Origin of the sequence: Puniceibacterium sp. IMCC21224 (assembly GCF_001038505.1) — a bacterium.
Taxonomy (GTDB): domain Bacteria; phylum Pseudomonadota; class Alphaproteobacteria; order Rhodobacterales; family Rhodobacteraceae; genus Puniceibacterium.
In genome coordinates, this window is sequence record NZ_LDPY01000001.1 from 2,721,926 (window position 1) to 2,742,230 (window position 20,305).

Consider the following 20,305-nt stretch of genomic DNA (forward strand, 5'->3'; position numbering starts at 1 on the left):
GTCCCGCCACCTTTAGCCCTGACCGGGCAATTACCACCATTTGGCCGGTTTGGCCACAAAGCCCGCTGCCTGCTCAAGCGCGTAGGCGGTGTTGAGCAGATCGCCCTCTTCCCACGGACGCCCGATCAGTTGCAGGCCCAGCGGCATCCCCTGATGATCCTGCCCGACAGGTACCGAAATACCCGGTAGTCCGGCCAAGTTCACCGTAACCGTGAAGACGTCGTTGAGGTACATTTGCACCGGATCGTCAGACTTCATCCCCAGCGGAAAGGCCGCCGAGGGCGTCGCCGGGGTCAGGATCGCGTCAACACCTTGCTCGAACACCGTCTCAAAGTCACGCTTGATCAGCGTCCGCACCTTGCGGGCGCGGTTATAATAGGCGTCGTAAAAACCGGCCGACAACACGTAGGTGCCGATCATCACGCGGCGCTGTACCTCGGCTCCGAACCCTTCGGCACGGGTCTTTTCGTACATCTCGGTGATGCCGTCACCATGGGACAGCGTGGCACGATGACCGTAGCGGACGCCATCATACCGAGCGAGATTCGACGATGCCTCGGCCGGGGCGATGACATAGTAGGCAGGCAGCGCGTATTTGGTGTGCGGCAGGCTGATGTCGACGATTTTGGCACCGGCATCGCGCAGCATGTCGCGCCCCTGTGACCAAAGCGCCTCGATCTCGTCAGGCATACCATCCATGCGGTATTCGCGCGGGATACCGATGGTCTTACCGCGGATGTCGCCAGTCAGCATCGCCTCAAAGTCCGGCACCGGCAGATCGGCGCTTGTGCTGTCTTTGGGATCGTGGCCGCACATCGCACTCAGCATGATCGCCGCATCGCGCACGTCCTTGGTCATGGGGCCCGCCTGATCCAGCGACGAGGCGAACGCCACGATGCCCCAGCGCGAACAACGGCCATAGGTCGGTTTGATCCCGGTGATGCCGGTAAAGGCCGCAGGCTGGCGTATCGACCCGCCCGTGTCAGTGCCGGTCGCAGCAAGGCAGAGATCCGCTGCCACAGCCGCCGCAGAGCCACCCGACGAACCGCCCGGCGTCAGCGCGGCGTCATCGTTGCCACGCCGCCAGGGATTCACCGCATTGCCATATGTCGACGTCTCGTTGGACGACCCCATGGCAAATTCGTCCATGTTAAGCTTGCCCAGCATGACCGCACCGGCGTTAAAGAGCTGGTTGGTGACTGTACTCTCATATTCGGGTTTGAAACCCTCAAGGATGCGACTGGCGGCCTGACTTGGTACACCTTTGGTGCAGAACAAATCCTTGATCCCCAACGGAATGCCGCAGAGGTCGGGGGCCTCTTCGGGTCCTTTGAGACGCGCATCAGCAGCTTTGGCGGCTGTCATTGCCAGTTCGGGCGTCTTGTGAACAAACGCGCCCAGCGCGTCGGCGGCATCAATGGCTGTCAGGTAGGCGCTGGTCAGCTCTACGCTGGTCACATCGCCTTTACGCAGAGAATCCCGCGCAGCGGCTACGGTCAGTTTCGAAAGATCAGCCATCATTCAACCACCTTGGGTACAGCAAAGAACCCTTCGCGCGTGTCCGGCGCGTTGGCAAGAATCCGGGCCTGCATATTGCCGTCTGTCACCACGTCGTCGCGGCGTTTGAGCCGCATGGGCGTGACCGACACCATCGGCTCAATCCCGTCCACGTCCACTTCTGACAATTGCTCGATAAAGCCGAGGATCGTGTTGAATTCCTGCGCCAGCGCGGGCAGCGCGTCGTCGTCGACCTTGATGCGGGCCAACTTGGCCACGCGGGCGGCGGTCTCGATGTCGATAGACATGGGGGCCTCATTTATCTTGCGTCCTGGCTTTCGCGTTTACCCCCGCCAGAGCCGACCCGCAAGCATGTGACACCCGGAAAGCGCAATGTAACAGTAGGCTGGCCCCGGGGACCAGGTGAAAGAACCGTGCAGTCGGCGGCAGCCTGCTGTGCCGGCACAAAGATCAGGGGAGCAGTTCTAGAGGTGGAGGTCGCCAATCAGCCTGATTTTGGCGTCACCCGTTATCTGACATTTGTTCTGGCGGAAGTGACACTCAGCAATAGCTGTACTGCCCATCCGCTCTCTGCCGCCCAAGCACATTTCAGATCCATGAGCTTAAGCTAACGACAGGCCGAATCCGTCACCAAACGGAAAACTGATTCGGCCGTGCAACGAGATGACTTGGCTTTACAGCAGGGGCCCGAGCAGCCCCTGTCACGCCCCGCGCAAAATCTGGTCCATGCTCACCGAAGGCTGAGCACACCCCGCCTCCCCAACAATTCGCGCGGGCACACCAGCGACTGTCTTGCACGGAGGGACTTCGTCTAGCACAACGGATCCTGCAGCCACTCGACTGCAATTGCCGACGCGGATGTTTCCCAACACCTTGGCTCCGGCACCGATCAGCACGCCATCGCCGATCTTGGGGTGACGATCCTCTTCTTCCTTGCCGGTCCCGCCCAACGTGACCGAGTGAAGCATCGAGACATTGTCTCCGACCACCGCCGTCTCACCGATCACAATTGAATGGGCATGGTCAATCATAATGCCGCGCCCGATCCGCGCTGCGGGATGGATATCAACGCCAAACACCTCAGAGCAGCGCATCTGGAAAAGATAAGCGAGATCGGTTCGCCCCTCGCGCCATAGCCAATTCGCCACACGGTAGGACTGAATAGCCTGAAACCCTTTGAAGAAGAGCAGCGGCTGCAAGAAACGATGGCACGCCGGGTCGCGTTCGAAAACCGCGACAATATCAGCCCGCGCTGCCAACGCCAGCTGTGGGTCCGAAACATACGCCTCGTCACAGATTTCGCGCAGAATCTGTTCGGACATCTCGCCCGACGCTAGCTTGAGTGAGGTCCGATAGGCCAGCGCGCGTTCAATCGTCGGGTGATGCAATACGGAATAATGCACCAGACCACCCAGCAGGGGTTCCGTCGCCACGGCATCTTCTGCTTCGCGCACGATGCGGGCCCAGACCGGATCCAGTTCGGCTATTCTTACACGGGTTTCGGCCATCAGTGCTCTCCTTTGACCACAGTCCTATAACAGATAGGAACCTGAGACAAAAACGCAAACCTGTGATGGCCTGTATTCCCGGTCTAGATGCTATGGGACTCGCACTCCGGGGAGCTTTCTTTGAGCCAGCGGTCTCAGCGCGGCACTCTTTGCGTCCGCAGACCTGTTCGTCGCCTCCGCAACGCCTCTAGCATCAGGATCAGACATTCCACGTAATCAGCATTCTGAAAGCCCGGTTCGGGCGCCAGTGGCAGACGGCTCGCCCGGGCCATCAGCGTACCATTACCCCAGCGCGGGTGTGCCCGCCCGAGACGGCGCAGATAGCGGTCCGCCGCATCCGCCTCGTCCAACATACTTCGGGCGAGCAGCCAGCGCCGTCCCACAGGCGCGCACAGCAATGCCCGAGTCGCAGAAACCATATCGCCAAAGAGCACCGGCCTCATTGGACCACCCTATGGCTGGCAAACGGACCGGGGCCATAGCGGGCCGACACTTGCGCCACAGCGATATCATACTCGCCACTGATCGCATCCTCCCCCTGCATTGCGACCGTATAACTCCAGCCCGGCGTTCCGACCTGCACCTCACGGACCAGCGTTTCCCCCTTGAGGACACGTAGCAGATAGCTCTCGCTTTCCTCGCCCAGCGGCACCTCTGCCAATTCCCAATCGTCACCGTCAATCCTCGTGCGGCGCACCCAGGACACGCCTAGCGCCCCGCCCCGAGGCGTAACCGTAAGATGCGCGGGGCTATATGGACGCAAACCATTGCCATCAAAGGCATGGACTTCCTGCACATAAGAAGGATCGTCATAGCCACGCCGTGCCGGGCCAATCCGGTAATGCCGCGCTTGACGCCGCGAGGCAGAGGCAAGAGAGATTTGTGACGGCGTCCCATCCAGCAGCACGATGATCGACCCAGCGGGCCAAACCTCCGGAATGACGCCATCTGTCCCAAACTGACCACGTAAACGATAACTGAGGAGCCAGGTCCGGTCACCTGCCATCTCAGCATCGCGAAACTGGAAGATTTCCCAGTTGCCCGATGTTCCGTCGCCAATAGCCACCACGTTTCCGCCAGCGATCAATGCCTCATCGGTGACCGATTGCAAGGCACCATAACTCATCTTGACCTGCAAGGCTTCGCCCCGGTCGTAGCGTCCCGACGACGCACCAAAGAGAGCAGTTTCAGTCACGCCAAGCGTCGCACGTGCCGCTATGATCTCGTTCAGGACATAGTCGCTGTCTGTCGCGCTGTCATATACCGCTACGCTGCCCGGCCAAGGGTTCGCAGATAGAGCCAAGTGTGGCGCATGCTCAATCTCCTCGCCGGACATCAATGGCAAATCCATAAAATACGGCTGTACTGGCACCACAGGCTCAAACGGTCGCAAAGTCACCGCATCGTCAGGGAAATCGGAAGGGAGGTACACATCAGGTTCAATGCGTACAGCTTCAATTAGCTGCTGCGACGTCAGTTCAACTCGGTCGATGCGCGCCAGCGTCCGTCCTGACGGCGCCGAAAGCGAGACGATATCACCTGCGCCCAGTGACATTTTTGATGGCGGCAAGGCAAACCGCAAGGTGTCGCGCGACAAACGTGCTTCACTAAGCCAGCGCTCAACGATCTGTCTGCCCTCGGCGCGTGTCAAAGACAGGGCCAGGTCACTTTCGGCCACAGCATGTGTTGCCTCGTCAGGTAAAACGGTTTCCTCGGACACAACCGGATGATCCCCATCGGACTGGACAAAGCGCAGGCGGATGCGGCCTGCCATCTCAACCTCGGCGCTGCGTGTCTCGGATAGATCACCCTCGATCTCATCGCTGACGGCGAGCATCGTGGGATCGAGAGTGACCGGGCGGTGTCCGTCACGCATCCGGAATATCAACGCTCCGCCGCGTTCGATCGCATCAAAACCATAGGCGAGCATCAAAGGCTGCAATGCGCGCCGGGCGTCCGTGACATCCGGTACCGTGTAGCCGCGCACAAATCCATACAGCCCGCGAACATCGTAGTCGCTCAGCCCGACACGTTCACATATCGCGGCCACCACGGATGCCAGTGTGCGTGCCGAAACACGCCCGTTAATCCAGTGACCCCGGCGGTAATTTGGACCATCAGACCAAAGCGCCTCATTATTTGGGAACCATGGATAGGGTCGTGCATCCCACGCCCAGACAAAGGCGCGCGACATGTCGATCATTGAACCGGAATACAACTCGGAGGTCGGATTATTGGCCGGATCATTCCAGAAATGATGCATCGCATGCAAATACTGATGTTGAATCAGCTCATCCCGCAAACCGTTGGAGTATTTCGGTAAAGTGGATTCGGACGATTTGGGATCGATGAACTTGTTTGGCTCGTTGGTTCCCTTGTCCACCGCAGCACAGCCCAGTTCCGTGAACCAGATCGGTTTGGATCCAGGTAGCCAGTCAGTCGTTTGTTCCTGACGAACCCCGGCTATTCGATTGTAGTGCGGTTGCGACCACCACTGGCGAATGTCCTTGTAGCGAAAAACCCACGGCTCGCCATAAGACCCATCAGTGATTGGAACGCGGCGCTGCGCAAATTCGGCTTCACGGGTGGGGTAATACCAGTCGAACCCCTCACCGCCCGCCACATTGGCGGACAGGTAATCCAGATTGTAAATCGACTCATAACTGATATCGGCGTGGTCTTCGCCGTCACGCCAGTCCGAAAGAGGCATGTAGTTGTCAATCCCGACAAAATCGATTTCAGGATCGGACCAAAGCGGATCCAGGTGAAAGAATACGTCACCACTTCCATCCTGGGGGTGATACCCGAAATATTCAGTCCAGTCAGCAGCATAGCCGATCTTGACTCCAACGCCCAGAAGCTGCCGCACATCCGCAGCCAATGTGCGAAGCGCCTCAACTGCCGGAAATCCCTGATCGTCGCGGATCTGGGTAAGACCACGCATTTCCGATCCGATGCAGAATGCGGCAACCCCACCGGCCGCCCCACAAAGTGCCGCCTGATGCAGGATATAACGTCGGTAGCTCCATTCATCCGGTCCAGAATAGCTTACCTTGCCATCACCAATGGTGAAATCACCCGGCTGGACCGTCCCAAAAAATGCGGCAACCTCACCCGTCGCCGCCACCGTGCCGTCAGGAGAGCCATTGCGCCCTGGTGCGACGCTTGTAGTAATCCGCCCTCGCCAGGGCAAAGGCGGCTGATTGTCCAACCCGGTGTAGGGATCTGCCAGACCATTGTCCGCCAGTTGCTCCATCAGCACAAAGGGATAGACCATAACATCCTTCCCATGCTCTTTCATCCGCACGATCGCCTGAATCACCGAGGCATCAGCAGGTGTACCACCATAAACTGGACGGTCATTTTCCTGCGCCACGACTTCTGCCTGATCGCGACGCACACCCGAAACAGCCCAAGGCATTTTTTTGCTGTCAAATTCGGCTTGCTCCACCTTTGGCCGTATCCGGCATTCGCCGCAGCGCAAGTCGTCACCGAACCAGCTAACAACCAGCGATACCGCACCGCAATTTGGCAGCTCGTCTTGCAACATAGTGAGTGAAGTATTGAAATCGGGTTCTTCCGAGGGCGTGCTGACGTTGCTCACGCCGAAAGAGTCGGTGCCATACTTCAGATAGATTGGCTTTGTCGCCAGCGCATATTCGCCCGTCCCGGGGATCATCGCCACCCCGCGAATGGCCAACGGCACATCATCGGCACTTGTCAGGTCCGGGCGCGTCACCTCAAAATTGAACGACGGAACACGATTGCCGAATTTCTGCAGCTGCAGATCCTCGATTACCACATATGCCGTGCCACGATAGGCAGGGACTAGACCAGCCCCCTCCACCGCCGCAATCTTGGGATCGGGCAACTGGTCAGTAGTGCCCTTATAAACCCGCATGTTCAACTCACTGACCGGGATTTCGGCCCCGTCCGCCCAAACCCGGTTGACCCCGCTGATCTCCCCTTCGCACAGCGCAAGCGCCAGATTGACCGAATAGCTATAGCTCTTGACCTGCGGCTGCTGCGGAAAGCCTTTGCCGCCACCGCCACTTTTCTTAACGTGCTCGGTGAATTCTGACGCCCAAATGACATGGGCGCCGACCCGCATCCGCCCATAAACCTGGGCGATGGGTGCACCCTCACCAGCGCCAGTCAACCGAAATCGGTCCACCCTGCCAGTCTCAACTGTTTCGGCTCCCTGCCCCATCAGGCGCTGGTCTATGGCTCGGCCCAGCGTGGCGCCGGCAAAGCGACCAATGGCAGCTGCTGACAACCCAAGAACAGAACCGCCAACAGATCCACCGATCGCTGCACCCGCCGCCGAAAGAAGTAAAGTCGCCATCAGATCGTCTCCTAAGGAAAAGCAAAACGGGCCGCGATGCGCCGTCGCCAGGGTGCCGTCAGGCCACTTTCGATTACGCCATGCCCGGAATAGGCATGCACAAAGGCTGCCAATTCACCGACCACAGATTGCAGTCCCAGATGCTTGGCCACCGCCCCGTTGCGCATTCTAAAGAGCAGAACATCGCCGTGGGATTCCTCTAATAGCGACTTGGGCTCAAGATGTCGCAGGGCAGCTTGCCACAGACGCTCCTCGCCCTGCGGTTCGGACCAATCCATTGTGTAGGCCGGAATTGCCTCGGGCTCGGCGCCCAGAACTTCGCGCCAAACCCCGCGCAACAGACCTAGACAGTCACTGCCCGCCCCCCGAACTGACGCCTGATGCACATATGGCGTGCCGATCCAGCCGCGCGCGGCATCAACGATATGATGTGGCGCGCTCACCGGCGGCTCCCCCCGCCCTGCGCCTTGGCTTGGGTTGGATGGACCATCAACCAGTCATCCTCAGGAATGTCTGGAAATCCTTGGAAGTTCATCAGATTGTTAAATTTCAACCGACAGGTTTCAAACCGCTTATCACAGCCCGATTCTATGCGAACCAGATCGCCCATTGCCAAATATTCGCGTATGGGTTCCCACAGGTCGATGCGTCGGGTCCCAGCCTCGAAGGTATCGCGCTTGATCGTCGCGCTCAGTCCTGCGGCCGCCCCCGAGAGCATTCGCACCCGACCTCGCTGGAACCAACCCGCCTCGAACCCGCTGAGTGGCTGCAAAGAAAAACGCAGAACCCTATTCTCAAACGCCGCGACCAAAGCTCCTTCAAACGCATATCCCGGTGTTTCGACGTCGAACCGGCATATTGCGTCTCCCAACACAGCGGTACATGGCTTCTGGTAAATACGTCCGACAGGTCGGTTCAATGCCTCGCTAAGGCCGCGCAACTCTGCCTGGAACGCGCCGCCTGCCCGACGGATTTCTCCGATTGTGCCACGAAACAGCACTTGTCGTTGCGACACATCCACCCAGTTCACCAACCAGGCCAGGACTTCTGCCCCGTCGAAACGGCCCGCGGCGATGTCCGCCTCCGATATCGCGGTATCGCTGAGCGCGCCCATCGCCTCGGTGTTGTCCACCGACAGTCCGGTACTTTGCTGCAAAGCCAAGGCCGTCAACCCAGTATCAGCCCGAAAACTGAGCCCTGCGAAAGACAGATCACGATCATGGTCAGTGAAGCCCATGCGCAACCCGTCGCTGCGTGTTATCGCCCATGCGCGCGCAACGGTGGTAAGACCCGTAGCCAGATGCGCCTCTAGTTCTGCTTGCAATGCCATCAGACCCGCACCTCGACCACAGGCACATTTGGCACTTCACCTGCTTGGAAACTGGCAACGCTGGTCTGAATTCGGTCGGTATCAAAGCGGACAGGAACATCATATTCATACCCGGCTGAGATTTCTGCATTCAACAACGGAGGCCGAACAAAAGTTACGATTCCAGTCGCCGGATCAACAGTGTAATCTATTCCGTCCCGCTGCTCATCGTCCTGAATTCCGACGCGCACAGCCCCTTGCACCGGTTTGGTGATTGGCCGCGCGTAAGACGACGGACCTGAACGGTAGGTCTTGATCAACTGAAATTCCGTAGCTTTGCCATCACCCTGAGCGATGACCTGATCGTCATACCGAAGGGTTCCCGAGGGCAGACAGGACTTGTAGTCCGACCAGTCCTTCCAGCGAAAGCCATAGAGCTGACCGCGTCGCGCCTCGAAAAACGCCACCAGGCGCTCGATGTCGTCAAGCGATCGCAAGCCGATGCCCGCATCATAGCGTCTGCGCGATTCCGCCCAGGGCGTGTTACGTTCTTCAAAGCCGTTGGTCAGCGTCACGATCTCTGTGCGCCGCTCGGGCCCGCCGACCGAGCCAAAGCTCAGCCGCGATGGAAACTGTATGTCGTGAAAATTCATCCGTCCCACTCCTTACCGGTTGCGCTGGCCGCGTCCCAGCGCGCGCGCCATCTGGGCGGCGATCTGGCTCTGGCTTCGCTGGAACCCCTGTACGTCCGGGGTCGTTATGTTCATCACCACGTTGACAGGCTGTGCGCCGCCACCGGCCCGGACCCCCAGCTTGCCATCGGCGCCGCGCGCCAACGGCATGATCGCCTCGGGCCCGGCCTCTCCCATCAAGCCCGTGCCGCCGCGCATTGGAAACGCCGTGGCCGAGGATACGATACCGCCGTTTGCAAATGGCATCACCCGCCCCTGAGAAAAGCCCGCGCCGTTTGCAAAGGGCGAAAACCCGCCCAAAAGCTGCCCGATCCCCGATGTGATCAGACTGCCTAGATGGTTGGTCACCGGCTGGACTGCAGCACGGTACGCAACCGTGATCATCAAATTGGCCACGGTCCGCAGCGCATCCGACAGCTTGGCCCCGTCCAGGACCACACCGTCGATGGCCTGCGCGAGACCGCGGCTCAGCGAGGCCTCGAATTTTGCCACCCCGCGCCCGGTGTCGGAAAAGGTCTGGTGGATGCGCATCATCTCGATGTTAAAGCCTGCAGCCATCCCCGCAGCCCCGGCAAGCGATGTTTCCAGCGCATCGACCTGCTCTTCCAGCGTCTCAAAGTCGGTCATTCTCAGATTCCTTCCTCTTGTCCGGAAACGCCGCAATCAGCGCGTCCAGCCGCGATCGGTCCATCGGCGGGACCCTCGCCGCATCACCCAGCATCAGCCGCAGTTCCGCAGGCGTCAGCGTCCAAAACTGGTCTGGCCGCAGAGCCAGCCCACTCAGGCCCGCGCGCATCAGGGCCGGCCAGTCGAACCTCACGCTTCCTCACCCGGAAGCATGAAGGCACGCGCCAGCAACTCGGCTGCGGCCTTTGCCGCCGCCATCGGACCCCCGGCAATCTCGGCCACCAGCAGGTCCGCGCTACGTCCCTGCCAGCCGCCGCCACGCAGGCCGGCCACAATCAGCGCCAGAACGTCACGCGTCGTGAAAGCGCCGCCTTCGAACCGTTCGACCAGCGCCATCAGCGATCCGCTGTCCAGCCCAGCTTCAAGTTCTGCCAGCGCCCCGAGAGTGAGGCGCATCACATGGCTTTGCCCGTCGATGACCAGCGCCACCTCTCCGCGCCACGGATTGGCCATGGATCAAACCTCAGGTACGGCGACAAAGGTCAGTTGCCCAGCCGAGGCCAGCGCCATTTCGTAGGTTGCCTCGCCATTGTGTGACCCGGCATATTCGATGCTGGTCAGTTGGAAAGCGCCCTCGACCGTGCCGAAATTCGGGATGATCACCTGGAAATCGGGCATCTCTCCGTCGAAGAAAATCTGGCGAGCGCGTTCATCAGTGTCATCATCTTTGAACACCCCCGACCCCGAGATGGACGCAGACCTGACACCGGCACCCGCCAGCAATTCGCGCCAGCCGCCCTGGCTTTCCAGCGTGGTGACATCCACGGTTTCTGCGTTAAAGCTGACGCGCGTCGCGCGCAGGCCCGCAAACGTCTGGAACTGACCGTCACCGGTCAGATCAACCTTGATCAATAGATCCTTGCCATTCTGTGCACCCATATTCGTCACTCCGTTTTGATTGTTCAGTTGTCTTCGACGCGGGCGCGAAACGTCATCTCGATCCGCCGCAATCCGCCACTTTCGCGCCGCGCCTGTGCGCGCAAAAACCGCAACCCGACCAGTCGGCCCCGCGCCAACTCCAGCTCCGCTTCATTCAGCGCATCGCTGATCGCAACTGCGGTTTCTTTGGCCACCTGAAATCCGGATTGGCTGGTCACCACTGCGACCGTCAGATCGTGCCATGCGCCATTGCCTGTCGTGTCCGACGCATCACGTACCTTTTCCGCACCCAACGTCACATATAACGCCGGAAGCTGTCCCGATGGCAGCGCATCATACACGCGTCCTCCGACCAGGGCAGAAACACCGGGATCATCAACCAACGCCTGGTAGACAGCTGATTGCAACGCGGCGGCATTTGCATAACTCATTGTACGACCTCCTCTTCTGACAGACAGGTCAGGTAGCGGCCCGCGACATCGGTTTCAGTGACCGCCTGGATTTTGAAAACACGCGGTCCCAGCAACAGCCGTTGCCCCGGAACCGGGCGCCTGGATTGTCCGACCGGTGCGGCACGAATGGTGATGCGGTAGCTGGCCGTCGATAACGACCCCGCCTCACCATTGGTTTCCCGACCCGAGCGCGACCGAAGCTCACCCCAAATCGTGCCCAGCGCCGTCCAGACCGAAGTCTGCCCACCTGCTCCGTCCGAAGATGACATCGGCGCCTCAAGCACAAAGCTGCGGTTTAACCGGGGCGGCGTCATAGCGAAAACCCAATGCGCAGCGGGCGATACCGCGCAATCAGACTGGTTACGCCGAACGGCATGCAACCCTGCCCCAAAGCCACATCATTGCGGTATTCGTCATAATGCGCCGCCAACATCAACACTGCTTGGGTCAGATCTCCCGGCAATTCATCAAACGTGTCGGCGACGCCAGAAGTGAACCGGATCGCCGCCAGCCCATCCGTGGGGATAGCCGGAAACGCGGCCGTCCGCGGCCGTAGCCGGGGCACATGCGTATCGACCTCAAGCCGATAGCGCATCGGATCCAGTACGTCAGCCAACCCGTATTCATTGACGACCGTCGCCTCTGACAGATCCACGTCAGGCAACAACGGCCGACACAGGCTCACTTCTGTAACGGACATAACAGGCGCCACAGGCAAGGTCTGGCAGTCAGGCTTTTCCCAGGCATTCACCGTCAGAACAAAGGATCGTCTCAGCAACGCTTTGCCGGTCCGCGACTCAATCGCCGCCAGCGCCGCGCGCAGAAACGAAGTCAGCAAAAGATCCTGCTCGGTGTCCTCAGCAAAACCGCTGCCCAGCCGCAAATGCCGTTTCAGCGCCTCAACAGGCAATGCCGCATCTGGCACAAATGTCTCTTCGACTAGCATCATGTATCTTCTCCGCAAATCGTTCCCGATCCTCTCGGGGACAAAGATGGGCGCGCACCACTCACGTTGCTCGGACGGAGGGGAGCAGCTGGACAACGCGAGCACTCGCAATGTGCGCGCCCCATGACGACCAACCAGATGGCCCGCCGCCATGTCTCAGGCGCTGATTCAGGCGGCTGCGAAACGCAACAGCTTGATCGCGGCGAAATCGCTCACATCGCCGCCAACCCGCTTAGTCGCATAGAACAGCACATGCGGCTTGGCGCTAAAGGGATCACGCAGCACACGCAGATCCGGGCGCTCCGCGATGGTGTACCCCGCGCCAAAGTCCCCAAATGCGATAGAGTCCGATCCCGGAGCGATGTCTGGCATATCCTCGGCGATCAGCACCGGATAACCCAGCAGACGCGCAGGCTCGCCGCTGGCGAAACCGTCCGACCACAGGTGGCGACCATCTCCGTCCTTGAGCTTGCGAAGAACACCGGCAGTCTTGGAGTTCATCACAAAGCTGGCTCCGGCGCGGTACTGCGCACCCAGCGCATAGACCAGATCAATCACCGCATCGCCGTCGCCGATACCGCCATCCGTGCCAGTAGGCACATACCCAATGTTGCCCCAGGTCCAGACGTCATTGTCGACAGAGGCATGGTTCAGAAAGCCGCGCGGCTTATCCACTCCGTCACCGCTGACAAACGCTGCAGCCTCGGCGCGGGCGAATTTGTCCGCGATGCGCCCGGCCAGCCAGCCCTCGATGTCAAAGGCGCTATCATCCAACAGACGCTGGCTCGCTTTTGGCAATGCGTTCAATTCGAACAGCGGGATCGAGATGCGTTCAATCTGCGGCGTCGCAGTCTCAGCCGTCGAAGATGCCTCGTCCGCCCAGCCCGCACCGGCATCGTTGCGGTCGATCAGCACGTCATAGGATGAGGCCTCTACATTGACGATGTTGGCGATCGCCCGGATCGAAGCAGTGGCGGCCAAAACCGATTTCACCGTCTCAGACGTCACCGGATCGACCAGGAAACCGCCGTCGCTGTTCACTGCGGTCGACATCGCCTTGCCTTCGAATTCAACGCCACGCAGCCCATCGTCATCGCCGTTGCGCAAATAGGCGTTGAACGCTTTCTGATAAGGTGCCTCAATGTCGGCGGCGGTGGCCAGCGCGTGGCGCGCGGGCAGAACAGTCTTTCGATCCAGCATGGTCAGTCGCTCTTCCTGTTTGTGAAGCTTTTCGTAAAGATCGGCCCGCAGGCCCTTGATATCCCCGACAAGTCCCGCAATCGCGGTCCCCACGCGGACGGCCGGAGACAGATCTTCTCCGGCCCGAGAATGGCTCTCGGCTGTATTCATCCTAATTTTCCTTGTGTTGAGCGGCAGAGGCTCTTTAGACGCTGCTCATCTCGCGACGCGCACGCTCCAGCGTCTGCGCCAGTTCGCACAGGGCGTTGGCATTCAGGCTATCCCCCTTAGCCGTCACCCGCGCACTGGGCAGCATCGGGAAAGTCACCAGTGACACCTCCCAAAGCTCCAGTTCCGTCAAGAGCCGCTGGCCCTTGTCATTCTTTGTCGCCTTCAGCGTACGATAACCGATCGACAGACCGTCAATCGCCCCCGCAGCGATCAGCGCCGCCGCTTCGCGGCCTTTGGCGACGCTGTCCAGAAGACGTCCCTTGACGTACAGCCCCCGGGCGTCCTCGCGCACCTCTTCCCAGATACCAATCGGTTGCGCCGGATCGTGCTGCCACAGCATCTTCACGCCGCGACGCTCTGTACCCAACCGTTTTAGCGATGCGGCGTAGGCCCCGGCAGCCACCACATCATTGCCTTGGTCGCAGGCACCAAATAGCGAGGCATAGCCCTCAATTCCGGTGCCATCGACAACGGTCAGCTCCGCGTCAAAGCGACAGAACTTATGTTCCAGTTCCATTGGCAGTCCTTTCCCGTTTCCTAGTACCACCCCGAACCCGTTCCTGACCTCAGGGGGCCGCATTCAGCAACCCATTCAGCGCCTGCGCCAAGATTACTGCGACAACGCCATAAACGGTCAGCCACAACCGCCGCTCCAGCCGTTCGATCAGCAACTCGATCCGATCAAGCCGCGCCGCCAGATTGGCAAATTGCAACGACGACACACGCTCATGTGCCTCCAGCCGTAGCCCCGGTGCGCAGTCAAAAGCTTCGAATCCCAGACGCGATTCAGCCATTGACCACATCCTCAGCCAAAGGCGGCAAACCCAGCAACACTCGCTTTTCCGCCGCAGTCAGGAAATCGGCATTCGACACCCTGCTCCACTGTGCATCGCGTTCCGTCGCCAACGCCGGCACCTGATCCAGATCGGGCCGCAGTTCCAGCGTCTCACCCGTAAAACCAGACAGCCACACGCTCACGGCCGCTGACACCCGCGTTGCCAGCGGTAAAACCGTCAAACGGTAGAACGCCCGGTGCGCCTCCTGGTAATTGGCAAAGGTTGCCTCACCCGGGATGCCCAAAAGCATCGGCGGCACACCAAAGGCCACGGCGATCTCGCGCGCCGCCGCTTCCTTGGTTTTCTGAAACTCCATGTCGGCAGGTGAAAACCCCATAGGCTTCCAGTCCAGCCCACCCTCCAGCAACATCGGGCGACCCGCGTTGCGCGCGCCCTGATGATGCGCCTCCATTTCCGACACCAGCCGCTCGTACTGATCCCGGCTCATACCACCGTGACCGTCAGGGTTCTGGTACACAATCGCGCCCGATGGCCGCGCCGCATTGTCCAACAACCCCTTGGACCAGCGACTTGCCGCGTTGTGAACATCCAGCGCCGCCGCCGCAGCCTGCATCGGGCTGAGGCCATAGTGATCGTCCAGCGGATGAAAGCTCTTGATGTGGCAGACCGCTGGATGCTCTCCGCGCACGTCAAACCGATGCTTGCGGGCTCCAACGCTGTACTCATACGCCACCGGCCAACCATCATGTCCCGGCACCAGCCGCATCCGGTCACTACGCAACACATGCAGTTCCAGCGGCAGCCCCGTCTCACCAGTCACCGCTTCGACATAACCATCACCCGACAGCAGCATCTGACCATAGAGCGCCTCAAACAGCTCGGCCCGGCCCTGACCAGGATTGGGCCTGCGCACCAGGCTCATCAACGGATGGCTCTCATAGCGCACAGCATGATCCTGCAACACCAACGGAAGCGCTGCCGCCGCCTCCGCAATCAGCTTAACCGCACGAAATCCCACCGGATTGCCCGCAAAGCCGCTACGGGTCAGCGATACCGTATCGCGCGGGCTCCAGGCGACGCGCCCTGCGGACTGATAGGCCACCACTGGTCCGGTCGCGCTGGCCTTGACTTCGGGCACCGGCTGCGCCGGGCTCTGCCGCAAGAATTGAAACACCATCGACTGTCGCTCCTCGTTCTTCGGGTACAGGATGCCGTGCGCACCCCGGCAGGGCCCGTCACAGACCCCATCAGATCCCCTTGTCTCTCATTCCGAAACGGCCCCGGATCTGGCTGATCCTCTCGCTTGGCCGAAGTGACCAGAGCGTGTCCGGCCTTCGAAAACCAACCTACAGTCGGTTGATTAACAACGCTTAACTATAGCGTACGCAGGCTCGGGCGACGCCACTTTGCCGCCGGGGTGATCATCAAATCTGTCAACGCCCAGACCAAGGCGTCCACCCGGTCAGGACTGCCCTTTCCATCGTAGCCCATCTGAGTCATCCGGCTCATTTGATCTTCCAGATCGGCCAGCCCGCCGACATGGCGCACACGGCCCTGCTCATAAAGTGCAGCAACCGGCTCGGCCCTTGAAACCTTCCCACGCGAGGCGTGTACCTTGGTCACGGGCACCAGCGCGTCCACCGAGCGCAGGACGGTCTCAACCATGTCGCCACCCTGGTTCACTTCCGCCACCAGCCGGTCGGCCCCCCAATGCTCCATCGCGCGCAGGGCAGCATTAGCCCAGCCCGTCGGGCTGCGACCCTGAACCGTCGCGTCATCCAGCACCACCGCATGCCACTCCTGCGGTGGCCCCTTGAGCACAGCACCAACAACCACGATCCCGCAGGCATCTGACCCGACCTTGCCCGTTACAGGCGGATCCACAGCCACAATGATCCGGTCAAACTCTGGCAGATCCTGCACCCGCAACGCATCCAGCATCTCACGGGTCCACAATGCGCCCTCTGTATCCTCAAGCAGCACACCGTCGAGTTCCTGTCGCCCCAACCGCGTGTCTTGATAGCGCGCCCGCACCTCCTCCAGAAACGACTCTGCCAGATTCGCGCGGTTGGCTTCGGTTAGGGCATGCGTCACCCGCGTTGTCGGAACCTTCAGCAATGCCTTCAGCACCCCCACATTGCGCGGCGTGGTCGTCACACAAACCTGCGGACGCTCACCCAAACGCAAGCCGAATTGCAGCATATCCCATGTGTCCTGCCCCTTTTTCCACTTGGCCAGTTCATCGACCCAAGCCGCATCGAATTGCGGCCCGCGCAAGCTCTCGGGGTCATGCGCAGAAAACGCCATCGCCTCAGCCCCATTCGGCCAGACCAACGCCTTGCGAGTGGCATTCCAATTGGGGCGGCGGTCCGGGGGCGAACAGGCCAGAATGCCGCTCTCGCCGAACACCATGACCTCTCGCACCTGATCCAGTGTCTCCCCCACCAACGCCACGCGCTTGCACCGACCCTGGTCGAGAGGGCGTGCCCCCTCGACCATTGCGCGGACCCATTCCGACCCCGCGCGCGTTTTTCCGGCTCCACGGCCGCCCAGAATGGCCCAGGCGCGCCAGTCCCCTTCCGGAGGCAACTGATGTGGCATTGCCCAGAATTCAAAAAGATACGGCAGTGCCAGTATTTCACCCTGACTCAGATCCCTCAGGAATCCCTCCCTCACGGCAGCATCTGCGGAGGCGAGCCAGACGGCACCCGACCTCAGATCTTGCTCGTTCAAGGTCGAGCCCATAGGAGTGGGCGACGCCGACCCGCGCGCGTTTGACGTTTTCAAGTTCAGCCTCCGTTTCGCGTGCTGCTTTCAACCAATATCGAATATCTGCCAGCGTCTTGCCGGCCTCCCTTGCCTGTCCCACGTCACCGGCCTGCACCTCTTTTTCCAGGGCGCTCAGCTCTCTGCGGATATTGCGCAGCGTGGCAGCAATCGACTTGCGATCCTTTTCCAGCTTCGACATCCGCGTCTCAGGGTTGATCAAGGTCATGTCTGCTCAATGCCTTTTTTCGTGGATCCCCGCCCCGATAAGAGAGAACGAAAAACGGCCTCGGGAATGAACCCGAGGCCGTTTGCCGAACTCCTCCAGCATGTCACAATCTATACGTGCATCCGCTCGCTCTGTCAAGGCAACGCAGCCCAGGAACCGCGCGCAAGGCTTTGAAAAATCTAATAGTTATGAACAAATCTATAATAATTGCGCACCGCGCCACCCGGTTAAAATCCCCCTGAGCCGTGCACCGCACAAGAAAAATGGCGCATCAAGCGCCATTTCCTGTTTTGTAAACTTTCCCTTAGATCTATTGGCTGGCGCGTTCCGCCTCAATCTGACGCCAGCGCGCAACATTGTCATTGTGCTCAGCCAAAGTTGCGGCAAATGCATGCCCGCCCGATCCATCCGCAACAAAAAAGACAAAGTTCGTCTCCAACGGATTAAGCGCCGCCTCGATGCTGGCACGGCCGGGGTTGGCGATAGGCGTCGGCGGCAGCCCTGCAATCACATAGGTGTTGTAAGGTGTCGCTCCACGCAGCTCGCTCTGACGCAGACCGCGGCCCAATACACCCTCTCCCTTGGTGATGCCGTAGATCACCGTTGGATCGGTCTGCAACCGCATCCCTTGGTTCAGCCGGTTGACAAACACGCTGGCCACCTGGCCGCGCTCTTCTGGGACACCGGTTTCCTTTTCGATGATCGACGCAAGAACCAAGGCCTCTTCTTTGCTGTCCAGCGGCAGACCAGGCGCACGGTTGACCCACGCCCGTTCCAGAATCACCTCTTGCGCCCGCGACATCCGGTCCAAAACCGACGCACGCGTGTCACCGGGGGTGATTTCGTAACTGTCTGGCGCCAAACTACCTTCGGGCGGCAGGTCCGCCACCTCCCCGTCGAGCACATCAATCTGGGCCAGTTCGGTGACCACCTGCCAACTTGTCACCCCCTCGGCCAGCGCGACGCGATACCGCGTATCGGCCTTGGCTTTGACTGATGTGTATTCCACCGGGGCATCGTCTGCACCCGGATCGAACTCGGCCACTTCGGAAAACCGTCCAGTCGACGGGTCCAGTTCCCGGACCTGCACGGTCGCCTGATTGATCCCCACGCGATAAACCACTTCGGTACCGCAAGTGCTGGCACCGCCACGCGTGACGATATCGACGATCTCGCCCATCGACGCGTTTTCGGGGACAAGATAACTGCCCGCTTTCAGTTCATCCGTCTTGTCAGTGTAATCCGCCCCCAGCCGGAACAGCACGCCACTGGTGACCGCGCCCTGAGTTACCAGATCGTCCGACACGCGCCGCATGTTTGACCCACGCGGAACCTGCACGCAAATCGGCTGTGCCAGTGGCCCGTCGTCAGAATATTGCGACTGTCCCCACAGCAGCACACCGCCAAAGAGGAACACCGCCACAACAAGAAAGGTCAACGCGTTAGACGCGACGCTGCGCCACATTCAGTCAACCTTTCCGAACAGAACGCTGGCATTGGTGCCGCCAAACCCAAATGAATTCGACAGCGCGTACCGCACATTGCGCTCACGCTTGGCATTGGGCGCCAGATCGACCGCGCTTTCCACCTCAGGATTGTCGAGGTTGATTGTCGGCGGCGCCACCTGATCCCGTATCGCAAGGATCGAAAAGATCGCCTCAATCGCGCCCGCAGCCCCCAGCAGATGCCCGGTCGCGGATTTGGTCGACGACATTGTCACTTTGGACGCCGCATCCCCCAACAGCCGTTCTACCGCCGCCAGTTCGATGGTGTCCGCCATGGTCGAAGTGCCATGCGCGTTGATGTAATCCAGATCGCCCGGCTCAAGCCCAGCTTTCTTGATCGCCGCACGCATCGACCGTTCAGCACCGTCACCATCTGCAGCCGGCGCCGTGATATGATAGGCATCCCCTGACAGGCCGTAACCCAACACTTCGGCATAAATCCGCGCGCCGCGCGCTACAGCGTGCTCGTATTCCTCAAGCACGACGATACCCGCACCTTCGCCCATGACAAACCCGTCGCGGTCGCGATCATAGGGGCGGCTCGCCTTCTTGGGATCGTCAGCGCATTTTGTACTTAGTGCCTTGCAAGCATTAAACCCGGCAATCCCGATTTCCGAGATCGACGCCTCGGCTCCGCCGGCAATCATGACGTCCGCGTCACCATCCTTGATCAGCCGGGCCGCATCGCCAATCGCATGCGCGCCAGTGGAACAGGCCGTCACAACCGAATGGTTCGGCCCCCTAAAGCCGTGGCGGATGCTCACCTGACCGGATATCAGGTTGATCAGCGCACCAGGGATAAAGAACGGGCTGACACGACGCGGTCCCTTTTCCTTGATCAGCACGGCAGTCTCGGCGATCGAGTTCAGTCCGCCAATACCCGATCCGATCATTACGCCGGTACGCAACTGTCCTTCGCGATCCTGAGGCTGCCAGCCAGCGTCACGCACGGCCTGCTCTGCCGCGGCGATGCCAAAGAGAATGAAATCGTCAACCTTGCGCCGGTCTTTCGGCGTCATCCAGTCATCGGGATTAAAGCTGCCGTCCGTCCCGTCACCAAACGGCACTTCACAGGCATAGGTCGTGGCCAGACGACTGGCATCAAACCGTGTGATCGGTCCCGCCCCTGACTCTCCGGCCAGCAAACGGCTCCAGCTTTCTTCGACACCACAAGCCAGCGGTGTCACCAGCCCCAGCCCAGTCACTACTACGCGACGCATGGCACTGCCCTTCCCTCAATTTCTCTGCTTGCCGCTCTTACC

The 20,305-nt window shown here is 60.2% G+C and carries 23 protein-coding genes; all 23 read right to left on the bottom strand.

Features of this window, described 5'->3' with window-relative positions:
• Window positions 1–30: 30 nt before the first annotated feature.
• Window positions 31–1,518: an Asp-tRNA(Asn)/Glu-tRNA(Gln) amidotransferase subunit GatA gene (gene gatA, locus IMCC21224_RS12525; RefSeq protein WP_047997100.1), complete on the bottom strand. Its 1,488-nt coding sequence runs from the start codon at window positions 1,516–1,518 to the stop codon at window positions 31–33.
• Window positions 1,518–1,805 carry an Asp-tRNA(Asn)/Glu-tRNA(Gln) amidotransferase subunit GatC gene (gene gatC, locus IMCC21224_RS12530; RefSeq protein ID WP_047995640.1) on the bottom strand — a complete coding sequence of 96 codons (288 nt, stop codon included), beginning with the start codon at window positions 1,803–1,805 and terminating at the stop codon, window positions 1,518–1,520. Before gatC ends, gatA begins: the two co-directional genes overlap by 1 nt.
• 414 nt (window positions 1,806–2,219) lie before the next feature.
• Window positions 2,220–3,026 (bottom strand): serine O-acetyltransferase, encoded by an 807-nt coding sequence (gene cysE / locus IMCC21224_RS12535; RefSeq protein WP_047995641.1) that lies wholly within the window; start codon window positions 3,024–3,026, stop codon window positions 2,220–2,222.
• Between the two features lie 134 nt (window positions 3,027–3,160).
• Window positions 3,161–3,469, bottom strand: a complete 309-nt coding sequence (locus tag IMCC21224_RS12540; protein WP_047995642.1) for a hypothetical protein — start codon at window positions 3,467–3,469, stop codon at window positions 3,161–3,163.
• Window positions 3,466–7,371, bottom strand: a complete 3,906-nt coding sequence (locus tag IMCC21224_RS12545; RefSeq protein ID WP_047995643.1) for a glycoside hydrolase TIM-barrel-like domain-containing protein — start codon at window positions 7,369–7,371, stop codon at window positions 3,466–3,468. Before IMCC21224_RS12545 ends, IMCC21224_RS12540 begins: the two co-directional genes overlap by 4 nt.
• An 11-nt stretch (window positions 7,372–7,382) precedes the next feature.
• Window positions 7,383–7,814 carry a peptidase gene (locus IMCC21224_RS12550; protein ID WP_047995644.1) on the bottom strand — a complete coding sequence of 144 codons (432 nt, stop codon included), beginning with the start codon at window positions 7,812–7,814 and terminating at the stop codon, window positions 7,383–7,385.
• Entirely contained in the window at window positions 7,811–8,701 is an 891-nt protein-coding gene (locus IMCC21224_RS12555; RefSeq protein ID WP_047995645.1) for a DUF2163 domain-containing protein, read from the bottom strand. The genes IMCC21224_RS12550 and IMCC21224_RS12555 overlap by 4 nt, the downstream gene beginning before the upstream one ends.
• Window positions 8,701–9,333, bottom strand: coding sequence for a DUF2460 domain-containing protein (locus tag IMCC21224_RS12560; protein ID WP_047995646.1), 633 nt, complete (start codon window positions 9,331–9,333; stop codon window positions 8,701–8,703). The genes IMCC21224_RS12555 and IMCC21224_RS12560 overlap by 1 nt, the downstream gene beginning before the upstream one ends.
• A 12-nt stretch (window positions 9,334–9,345) precedes the next feature.
• Window positions 9,346–9,999 (bottom strand): phage tail tape measure protein, encoded by a 654-nt coding sequence (locus IMCC21224_RS12565; protein WP_047995647.1) that lies wholly within the window; start codon window positions 9,997–9,999, stop codon window positions 9,346–9,348.
• Complete coding sequence (locus IMCC21224_RS12570) at window positions 9,986–10,192, bottom strand: rcc01693 family protein (protein WP_255347993.1); 207 nt, start codon at window positions 10,190–10,192, stop codon at window positions 9,986–9,988. The genes IMCC21224_RS12565 and IMCC21224_RS12570 overlap by 14 nt, the downstream gene beginning before the upstream one ends.
• Window positions 10,189–10,512: a gene transfer agent family protein gene (locus tag IMCC21224_RS12575; protein WP_047995648.1), complete on the bottom strand. Its 324-nt coding sequence runs from the start codon at window positions 10,510–10,512 to the stop codon at window positions 10,189–10,191. The genes IMCC21224_RS12570 and IMCC21224_RS12575 overlap by 4 nt, the downstream gene beginning before the upstream one ends.
• Window positions 10,513–10,515: 3 nt before the next feature.
• Entirely contained in the window at window positions 10,516–10,938 is a 423-nt protein-coding gene (locus IMCC21224_RS12580) for a phage major tail protein, TP901-1 family (protein WP_047995649.1), read from the bottom strand.
• A gap of 23 nt (window positions 10,939–10,961) precedes the next feature.
• The gene (locus IMCC21224_RS12585; protein ID WP_047995650.1) at window positions 10,962–11,369 is read right to left on the bottom strand and encodes a DUF3168 domain-containing protein; all 408 of its coding nucleotides are present in this window, start codon (window positions 11,367–11,369) and stop codon (window positions 10,962–10,964) included.
• Window positions 11,366–11,704, bottom strand: a complete 339-nt coding sequence (locus tag IMCC21224_RS12590) for a head-tail adaptor protein (protein ID WP_047995651.1) — start codon at window positions 11,702–11,704, stop codon at window positions 11,366–11,368. The genes IMCC21224_RS12585 and IMCC21224_RS12590 overlap by 4 nt, the downstream gene beginning before the upstream one ends.
• Window positions 11,701–12,339 carry a gene transfer agent protein gene (locus IMCC21224_RS12595; RefSeq protein ID WP_047995652.1) on the bottom strand — a complete coding sequence of 213 codons (639 nt, stop codon included), beginning with the start codon at window positions 12,337–12,339 and terminating at the stop codon, window positions 11,701–11,703. Before IMCC21224_RS12595 ends, IMCC21224_RS12590 begins: the two co-directional genes overlap by 4 nt.
• A gap of 165 nt (window positions 12,340–12,504) precedes the next feature.
• Entirely contained in the window at window positions 12,505–13,686 is a 1,182-nt protein-coding gene (locus IMCC21224_RS12600; protein ID WP_047995653.1) for a phage major capsid protein, read from the bottom strand.
• Between the two features lie 34 nt (window positions 13,687–13,720).
• On the bottom strand, window positions 13,721–14,263 hold the full coding sequence (locus tag IMCC21224_RS12605; protein WP_047995654.1) for an HK97 family phage prohead protease: 543 nt from the start codon (window positions 14,261–14,263) through the stop codon (window positions 13,721–13,723).
• Between the two features lie 49 nt (window positions 14,264–14,312).
• Complete coding sequence (locus IMCC21224_RS12610) at window positions 14,313–14,540, bottom strand: hypothetical protein (protein ID WP_047995655.1); 228 nt, start codon at window positions 14,538–14,540, stop codon at window positions 14,313–14,315.
• A complete protein-coding gene (locus IMCC21224_RS12615) occupies window positions 14,533–15,720 on the bottom strand; it encodes a phage portal protein (RefSeq protein ID WP_047995656.1) in 1,188 nt (395 codons plus the stop codon). Before IMCC21224_RS12615 ends, IMCC21224_RS12610 begins: the two co-directional genes overlap by 8 nt.
• A gap of 197 nt (window positions 15,721–15,917) precedes the next feature.
• Window positions 15,918–17,288, bottom strand: a complete 1,371-nt coding sequence (locus tag IMCC21224_RS12620; RefSeq protein WP_082135202.1) for a DNA-packaging protein — start codon at window positions 17,286–17,288, stop codon at window positions 15,918–15,920.
• On the bottom strand, window positions 17,182–17,538 hold the full coding sequence (locus tag IMCC21224_RS28220; protein ID WP_047995658.1) for a hypothetical protein: 357 nt from the start codon (window positions 17,536–17,538) through the stop codon (window positions 17,182–17,184). The genes IMCC21224_RS12620 and IMCC21224_RS28220 overlap by 107 nt, the downstream gene beginning before the upstream one ends.
• Window positions 17,539–17,848: 310 nt before the next feature.
• On the bottom strand, window positions 17,849–19,003 hold the full coding sequence (mltG, locus tag IMCC21224_RS12630; RefSeq protein ID WP_047995659.1) for an endolytic transglycosylase MltG: 1,155 nt from the start codon (window positions 19,001–19,003) through the stop codon (window positions 17,849–17,851).
• Window positions 19,004–20,263 carry a beta-ketoacyl-ACP synthase II gene (fabF, locus tag IMCC21224_RS12635; protein ID WP_047995660.1) on the bottom strand — a complete coding sequence of 420 codons (1,260 nt, stop codon included), beginning with the start codon at window positions 20,261–20,263 and terminating at the stop codon, window positions 19,004–19,006.
• Window positions 20,264–20,305 lie beyond the last annotated feature (42 nt).